The organism is Psychrobacter vallis (assembly GCF_904846715.1).
GTDB lineage: Bacteria > Pseudomonadota > Gammaproteobacteria > Pseudomonadales > Moraxellaceae > Psychrobacter > Psychrobacter vallis.
On the sequence record NZ_CAJHBU010000034.1, the window covers coordinates 1 to 7,923 of the forward strand.

Sequence of the window (7,923 nt, forward strand, 5' to 3'; positions counted from 1 at the left end):
AACGTCAATGCCGTGGCACAAAACAGCAATACCCGTAGTAATAACAAAAGCTCAAGTACCGCTATTGGTGGTTATGCAGATACCTCAGGCAGCGCAGGTATCACTGCCAGCGCGAGCTGTGCTAAAGGGTTTGCCAACAGTGACAGCACCACCTATGCCAACAGCCAAATCAACGTTGGCGGCACCACTACCTTTGACATCGCTAATGATGTCAACATCAAAGGCGGCGTCATTAATACAGGTCGCGCCCAAGGCGCTATTGGTGGCGACGTCACCATTGAGTCACTGCAAGACACCGCCACCTATGACAGCAAGCAAAAGAACATGGGCTTTAACGCTGATATCGACATAGCAGGCGGTGGCGCAGGTTCCAGCCTTTCGGTCAATGGCGGCAAAACCAACCTTAACGCGGATTATAAAGCCGTTGGTGAGCAGTCTGGACTCTTTGCCAATGAAGCCGACCTTGTCGCTGAAGGCAAAGGCACCTTCAAAGGTGGCGTGTTTGTCACCTCAAAAGCTGCTCAAGACAATGGCAAGAGTAACATCGTCTTTAAACAAGGCGTGACCGCAACCGACCTTAAAAACACCACCAGCTATGACGGCGATGCTATTCAAGCAGGTATCAGCATTGGCAGCACCAATAATAAACCACAAGCCAGTATGAATGGTATTGGTTATGGCACAGACAGTGATAGTGACAGCAGTATCACCAAAGGCGGGGTCAGTGGCTACAGTGATAAAGAAGGCCTCTTCACCACAGACAATCGGGAAGCACTCGCTGGACAGTTAGATGATGTGTTTGATGCAGAGAAGGTGAATGAGGAGCTTGGGGCGCAGGCTGAGATCACCCAAGCTTTCGATCAAGAGCGTCGTAAAGTCAAGACTGAGATTAATGCTAAAGAACAAAAATTACGCAAAGATGCAGAAGAACAAGGGCAGCTAGGTAATACTGTTGCTAGAGACACGCTGCTTCAACAAGCAGACAAAGTACAAAACCAAGGATTATTGTTTGATGCCATCTCTGGTGCTATTTATGGACCGAACTCAAATGGCGTGACAGGGTATGTGGCTAAAGCCGCCAGTCCTTTTGTAGCGAGTCAGATCGGGACTTACTTTAAAGCAAATGAAGTCGTTAATAGTATAGATGGTGGTGATCGATCAGAGCAAGGTAGTGCCTCTCATATTTTAGCTCAAGGTATTTTGGGCGCAGCTATCAGTTATGCGACTGGTAATGATGCATTGAATGGCGGCGTTTCAGCTGGTGCAGGTGAGGCTACTGCTCCTTTAATTTCTAAATTTATCTATGGTAGTAGTGATCCTACTAAGCTAACTCCAGAGCAGAAAGATACGATTAGCGCTATTACTAGTGTTCTGGGTGCTGGTATTGGTGCGACTACAGGTAGTGCTAATGATGCCGCTAATGCCGCTGAGACGAGTAAGGTTGCGGTTGAGGATAATTACTACTATGCGGATCTTAAAAATATAAATAAAGCTTCGAAAAAACAGGTAGAAAGAATATATAACATTCAGAAAAGCTCATTTGAAGGTAAATGCAGGTCTGCAGGTGGAGACTGTAATGATGTTATTCAGAAAATGATAAACTTTGTTGAAAACCCTTATGTTAAGTCAAAGTATGGAGATTTAAGAAATCAGACAATTGCTAAACTAGAAAGCAATCCTGAGTTACTGATAACTTACTTTGATAGTTTAGCTTATAAATTTAATGCTAAAGATAGGAGTATATTGAATCGTTATATCAAGCCAACTCTAGAAGCTGGAGGTGGCGCTATAGGAGGAGTAGGGTCTATAGGCGGTGCAGCATATGCTTGTGGTGCGTCAGCTGGCATAGGATGTTATGCGGCAGTAGTAGCAGGCTCTGCAGGTTTATCCAGTTCTAGTGATCACTTAATTACTGGTACGAAGAATTTTGGCAAGCCATTAAGTCAACAAGATCCAACTCAAATTGTTCAAACACTACAAGGATTGGGGTTATCCAAGGAAGCGGCTCAAACCCTCCAACTTGGTATAGACATTCTTGGTACTGGTGGAGTAGGCTTTGGGGTTGGCACGGTTGCAAAATCTGGGAAGTATGTGCCTACAGCTCAAGTCATTCCTAATAACTTTAATTTGTATGCAGGTCGAACTTTAATATACCATGATAATATAGGTGGTCATGCAGTTGCCAAACATGTGGGTAAAAGTGATCAACAGCTGATTGCAAGACTTTCAGCTGAACCAAGACTCGGTGCAACTTCTACATTTGCTGACCTTTATACTGCAGAGCGTGCCATAGGAGATACTCTCAGATTGAACCAAACCAAGGTAAACGAATGGTTAAAATTGTCCTCAGGTCCTGATCGCTTAGTATTGCCACAATCTCTAGGATATAACGTTGGTAGAGTAATCAGTAGGGGGGCAACAAAAAGTACTAACTCGCAAAAAGTACGTTTAATAATTGACAAAGATCCCAAAGCACCTAAAGGTTTTGTAATTATTACTTCGTATCCATCACAATAATCATAGGAAATATAATGCTTAATGCTTTCAAGTATATTATGGAGTGCTATTTTTATCAGGATTGGCAATCTGAGTTTTCTGAAGAAAAAGAAGTACTACTTTTTTTTGCTAAAAAAGAAAATTTAGAAATTGTGCAAAATGTAATTGATGACATTAATGTTATATTAAAAAATAAGTTGTCAGAGAAAGTTTTTGAAGATAATAGCTTTGACTTCGATCCATTACTAGAAGGTTACAATACTGAAAAGGAATGGTTTGAGTGTGCTTATAAATTGCTAGTTGATGAGGTTGATAAGCGAAAATAAAGAGATAGCAATATGTCTTTAGATAACACTAAAAATTACTTAATTGAAAATGAGTATAAAGACTTATATTCTATAATTCATGAGGCTTTAGAAAAAAATAAGTTAAGTTTTTTAAGCATGCTGCTTTAAATAAGTGAAGGTGAAGGTGTGACCTCCAGTGAAAATAATGGGTTTGGTTTAGATCAAGACTGGGGATTTCCTGAAAATTTTGACCATGTAGCATTTTTTATAGGAGATTATGAAAGCTCAAGAATCAGCATAAAAGAATTTATTGATAGCATGTCTTTTATAGTCGATAAGTATGTTTTGCAACACCCAAAAGACAAAGAAAAAGTGGAGAAATATTTAAGTAAATTGTATTTACGTTATAAAAATACATATAACTTATAGTTTTATATACTTGGTAAATATTTATGATTGGAACTAGCTATGGATCTTGAAATTTACGGAGAAAAAATATTTTGCGAGTTAGATTTTCATAATGAAATAGCACGACAGCTCAATGTTGATAACTGTTATGGTAAGAATGTAGATGCATTATGGGACTTACTAAGTACAGGTGTGGAAAGACCTATAAACTTAGTATGGATCGACACAAATATTTCAAAAAACAGAATAAGTTCATTTGAAAAATAATTTCTATTTTAGAGAAGGTTAAAGAGCAAGATGAAAAATTTGAATAAGAAGATAAGTTTACCTTTAGTTTAATACCTTAATTCATATTTTTTCTATTCTAATTTAATAAAGTGAATTCTGGATTAATTAGTGTTTAAAAAATGCTAACTTAGCTAAAATCTATGACGCGATCTGCGTCGTAGATTTTTTTTGTATCTATAATTAAGGTAATGTCACCTACGACAATAAACAAAAGAACACGGGCTTTAGTGCTGATATCGATATAGCAGGCGGTGGTGCAGGCTCTAGCCTTTCGGTCAATGGCGGCAAGACTGACTTAAATGCAGACTATAAAGCCATTGGTGAGCAGTCTGGACTCTTTACAGGCGATGGTGGTCTTGATCTCACTGCTAAAGGTAAAACCACACTCATAGGTGGGGCGATTACCACGACTGATGCTGCGCTACAAGCAGGACTCAATAACTATGTCAGTAAAGGTGGCATAGAGACGCAAGACATCAAGAATACCACCAGCTATGACGGCGATGCCATCCAAGTTGGTGTTAGTTTGGGTATGACTGAGAACAAGCCACAGGCCAATAGTAATGGTATAGGCTACGGCACAGATAGCGATAGCGACAGTAGTATCACTCGTGCAGGAATTACAGGTATTGCGGGTAATAAAGACATTACCACGGATAACCGCGCAGAGTATGCAGGCATCCTAGAAAACAGTTTTGATGCTGGTCAAGTGAATGAGGAGCTGGCAGCGCAGACGCAGATTACGCAGGAGTTCGGCAAGGAAGCGCCGAAGGCCGTGGCTGAGTTTTCACAAAATCGTATTAATGCTATTAGAGCCAATTCCAATCTGAGTGCTGATGAGAAAATGACAGCCATCAGTAAATGGGATGAAGGCGGTATTTACCGAGTCGCGGCTCATACCGCTTTAGGTACCTTGGGAACGGGTAGCGTAGAAGGGGCATTAACCACAGGCGGTGTGGCTGCTGCTGCGCCTACGCTTAATGATGTACAAGCTAAGCTAGCTAAAGCGCTGATTGATAAAGGTATGGATGCGGATACTGCAAGTAATGCAACTAAAGGTATTACCAGTCTGGCATTGGCAGGAGCGGGAGTTGCTGCTGGACTGGATACAGCCAGTACTATTAATGGGGTCAATGTCGATGCGAATAATAGGCAGCTACATTGGAGTGAGATGCAGAAACTGAATGAATCAGCAAAAGATCTTGCTAGTAAATATGGAAGAGGTGTTGAATACTGGAAAAGTCTTCTTTATGCAGTTACCTATGCTGAACTTGATAAAAAAGGAAATGATAGATTAGCTACATTCAAAAAAGATTTTGCTAAATCAGCTTATAGTCAAAACGCTCAAGCATTTGAAAAAATTATTGAAAATGATATAGCAATAGCTCAAAAATCTTATAGCACCTTAAAAGCTAAATATGGCAATGTAGAGTTAGAGAAAGACCGCAATACCTCTGTAAGTCCAAATAAGCCGATTCATATGTTTGACGATAGTGGCTACTATAATGAAAATAGTATTTATGGCACTTATGGTGGTAGTTATCAAGGTAATAGAAACAACCAAAAAGACTTTAATAAAGTTGCCAAAAATATCAACAACCAGATGTCAGATATATCGACTCGCGATGATAGAATAGAACCACTTTATCCAGAGCAGTATTATATTCCTTTGAGTGAGCTTAAAGCGATAAGAGCTGCTGGACTATCAGCTGCTAAGTTGGTAGCACAAAAGGAGGAAAGAGAGCAGCTTCTAAATAATTTAAGAAATATGAGTGTTGATAATAATTTAAAATATCACTTAGCTAATGCGGATGGGTTTACTCGAGCAAAAGGTATTAGTGGTGGTCATAATCGAGCCAATTTTGAAGCAGAATTAAAAAAGCATGGTGGAAGAGTTGTATCAGAGACTCCCACAGGTGTAAATGGTATTGTGACGGTTAAATATGAAATTCTAGGATATGATAGAGCTGGCAATCGTGATGGATGGAAGAAGGTAAGCTCCCCTAAAACTGTTTATGATCCTGCTAAATTTTCAGACTCTGAAATACTAGATATGGGGCTAGAAGCAGCTGCTAACGGTTATAGAGAGGCTATTACACTTAATAAAAGACAGTATGACAGTGTGGTTAATGGGGTGAGTTTTCAAATTTATATAAATCCAAAAACAGGAGTAATCAGTAATGTCCACCCACAATAGTAAGTTGCATTATTGTCCTAAAGAACCAGAAAATTATTATTATTTTTACAACTTGCAAGAAATTCATGAGAATAAGCCAAGTGGAGTTATAAAAGAATGCTTTAGCACTCTATATAAAAGTAGTGTTTTTTTAGAATCTATATATGATGTTTTAGTAAATTATGATAATGCAGGAGTAGAAGGTTGTTATTGGTATTATCCTGATCCAAACAGTCCTTATGTTGACGATGTATTTGAAGGGGTTTGCTTTGAGATAGGGTTTAATGATCCAGATATGAAGGTCTATGTATCCGAGGAAGTTAGTTTTGATTACGCAAAAAAAGCATGTCAGCGTTTCTTGGAAATTCATCCAGAATATAATGAATTTTTAACAAATATAATCGAGAATTGGCAGCCTTTGAATCCTTAGCTATAACTTACTTAGACTAAAAACTACGATACTTAGTATGTAATTTTGAGTTATTAATAGAAAATGAAGAAAATGAAGAACAGGTAGACTATATTGAGCTTTTGAATAGAATAATAGTATTTATTAATATGGATTTATAGTGGTATTTATAACTGTTTGAAATAAGCTTGATTAGCTAAAAGCCATGATACTAAAAAGATCGTGGCTTTTTTTATATCTTTACACCAATAGCCAAATAAACGTTGGCGGCACCACTACCTTTGACATTGGCCGAGATGTCAACATCAAAGGCGGCGTCATTAACACGGGTCGCGCCCAAGGCGTTATCGGCGGTGATGTCACCATTGAATCGCTACAAGACACGGCTACCTATGACAGCAAACAAAAGAACATGGGCTTTAACGCTGATATCGACATAGCAGGCGGTGGCGCAGGCTCTAGTCTTTCGGTCAATGGTGTCAAGACCAACCTTAACGCGGATTATAAAGCCGTTGGTGAGCAGTCGGGCATCTTTACAGGAGATGGCGGTCTTGATCTCACTGCTAAGGGTAAAACCACACTCATAGGTGGGGCGATTACCACCACTGATGCTGCGCTACAAGCAGGACTCAATAACTATGTCAGCAAAGGTGGCATAGAGACGCAAGACATCAGGAATACCACCAGCTATGAGGGTGATGCTATCCAAGTGGGTGTCAGTGTTGGTAATACCAATAATAAACCGCAAGCAAGCATGAACGGCCTAGGCTATGGCACAGATAGCGACAGTGATAGCAGTGTGACTCGTGCTGGTATCACAGGTATTGCAGGTAATAAAGACATCACCACGGACAACCGCGCAGAGTATGCAGGTATTCTTGAGAATAGCTTTGATGCTGGTCGAGTCAATGAGGAGTTAGGAGCGCAGACGCAGATTACGCATGAGTTTGGGAAGGAAGCACCGAAGGCGGTTGGGGATTATGCTAGTAAAAGAGAAGAAACACTCATACTTAATGGTAATGTAGAGGAAGCTAAGAAATGGGGCGATGGCGGTGCCTATCGCGTTGCTCTACATACACTAGTCGGTGCTATTGCGACTGGTAGTGTAGAAGGCGCTCTATCTAGTGGAACGACGGCAGTCTCAATCCCAGCGGTAAGAAGATATCTAGACAAACAAGGCGTTGATGAGACCACTCGCGGCGCACTTTTATTAGGTTTATCAGCAGCGGCAGGCGCAGTCGTTGGTGGAAATGCTGCTAGTAATGCTACAAGCTTTAGTCAGACACAGAATAATTATTTGACTCACATACAGGAAGCTGCAAGAGCAAAAGAGCTTTCAGCTTGTAAGACTAACGAATGTCGTAGAGCTGTTTTAGTCAAATATATAGATATAGATAAGGAGCAAAATGAAGAATTTAACGCAGCTTATGACGGATGTAGAAATGCTAATGCTGAGGCATGTAAGACATTTAGATACCTTCATGTTACTCAACGGGGAAGCTTGAATGCAAAAGCTAGCCAAAAGCTACTAGATGATCTTAAATCAGGTAATTTAAATAATAATTGGGATCAATTATCAGACGATAAAAATATTTTCCATAACTTCGATTCCAATGGTAAACCGAAAAAGCTACCTAATGGACAATATCAGTATAAAAAGTTTGTTAGTAAAGATGGACGTTTTGAAGTGATTATTGATAGTGGTAAAGATGGGTCTTTAAGCCGTAGTGAATTTAGAGCTAGTAGTATAGTAACTGATCCTACTAATGCAGGAACTTATAATTAGGGGCTGTAGTAGATAAGGATTAAATATCACACCATTTCCTCAGAGTTTTAAGCTGATTAGATGGTGACCCGTA

At 39.8% G+C, this 7,923-nt stretch carries 7 protein-coding genes; all 7 read left to right on the top strand.

Annotated features, from left to right (window positions below; translation table 11 throughout):
* Positions 1-2,517: RNase A-like domain-containing protein (locus tag JMY02_RS13315; RefSeq protein ID WP_201599125.1), on the top strand; the 2,517-nt coding region annotated here is incomplete at its 5' end.
* Positions 2,518-2,531: 14 nt separating this feature from the next.
* Entirely contained in the window at positions 2,532-2,822 is a 291-nt protein-coding gene (locus JMY02_RS13320) for a contact-dependent growth inhibition system immunity protein (protein ID WP_201599126.1), read from the top strand.
* A 147-nt stretch (positions 2,823-2,969) separates the two neighbouring features.
* Positions 2,970-3,212: a hypothetical protein gene (locus JMY02_RS13325; RefSeq protein WP_201599127.1), complete on the top strand. Its 243-nt coding sequence runs from the start codon at positions 2,970-2,972 to the stop codon at positions 3,210-3,212.
* Positions 3,213-3,251: 39 nt separating this feature from the next.
* Positions 3,252-3,458: a barstar family protein gene (locus JMY02_RS13330; protein WP_227678528.1), complete on the top strand. Its 207-nt coding sequence runs from the start codon at positions 3,252-3,254 to the stop codon at positions 3,456-3,458.
* 553 nt (positions 3,459-4,011) lie between these two features.
* On the top strand, positions 4,012-5,676 hold the full coding sequence (locus JMY02_RS13335) for a CdiA family toxin C-terminal domain-containing protein (RefSeq protein ID WP_201599128.1): 1,665 nt from the start codon (positions 4,012-4,014) through the stop codon (positions 5,674-5,676).
* Entirely contained in the window at positions 5,660-6,085 is a 426-nt protein-coding gene (gene cdiI, locus JMY02_RS13340; RefSeq protein ID WP_201599133.1) for a ribonuclease toxin immunity protein CdiI, read from the top strand. Before JMY02_RS13335 ends, cdiI begins: the two co-directional genes overlap by 17 nt.
* 184 nt (positions 6,086-6,269) lie before the next feature.
* Positions 6,270-7,850 (top strand): hemagglutinin repeat-containing protein, encoded by a 1,581-nt coding sequence (locus JMY02_RS13345; protein WP_201599134.1) that lies wholly within the window; start codon positions 6,270-6,272, stop codon positions 7,848-7,850.
* The last annotated feature ends 73 nt before the right edge of the window (positions 7,851-7,923 follow it).

Excerpts from the sequence above, each read along its gene's own strand:
- JMY02_RS13330 (WP_227678528.1), top strand. The coding sequence starts at position 3,252 with ATGGATCTTGAAATTTACGGAGAAAAAATATTTTGCGAGTTAGATTTT.
- JMY02_RS13335 (WP_201599128.1), top strand. The coding sequence starts at position 4,012 with ATGACTGAGAACAAGCCACAGGCCAATAGTAATGGTATAGGCTACGGC.
- JMY02_RS13320 (WP_201599126.1), top strand. The coding sequence starts at position 2,532 with ATGCTTAATGCTTTCAAGTATATTATGGAGTGCTATTTTTATCAGGAT.
- JMY02_RS13345 (WP_201599134.1), top strand. The coding sequence starts at position 6,270 with ATGATACTAAAAAGATCGTGGCTTTTTTTATATCTTTACACCAATAGC.
- cdiI (WP_201599133.1), top strand. The coding sequence starts at position 5,660 with ATGTCCACCCACAATAGTAAGTTGCATTATTGTCCTAAAGAACCAGAA.